The 248-nt window shown below is 79.4% G+C and carries 1 protein-coding gene; it reads right to left on the bottom strand.

Annotated features, from left to right (window positions below; translation table 11 throughout):
• A partial coding sequence (locus GTW08_RS20010; RefSeq protein ID WP_161152377.1) for an ATP-binding cassette domain-containing protein occupies positions 1-248 on the bottom strand: 248 nt, incomplete at both ends.

The raw sequence follows: 248 nt of genomic DNA, 5'->3' as shown, positions 1-248 counted from the left end.
AGCACGAGCGCCGTGGAGCCGGCGGCCAGCACGGCGAGCCGGTCGAGCACCGCGTCGGTGGTGACCGGGTCCAGTCCGGTGGTCGGCTCGTCGAGGACGACGACGGCCGGCCCGGTCACCAGCGTCTGGGCCAGCGCGACCCGCTGCTGCTGCCCGCCGGAGAGCCGGTGCGGGTGGCGGCGGAGCAGGTGCGGCTCGGCTCCGAGGCCGGCCCGCTCGCAGGCCTCGGTGACCGCCCGGGCCCGGGC

The organism is Pseudonocardia sp. SID8383, from assembly GCF_009864975.1.
Lineage (GTDB): Bacteria > Actinomycetota > Actinomycetes > Mycobacteriales > Pseudonocardiaceae > Pseudonocardia > Pseudonocardia alni.
Note: the sequence above shows the minus strand (reverse complement) of the source record. Positions and strands in the feature narration are given on the sequence as shown.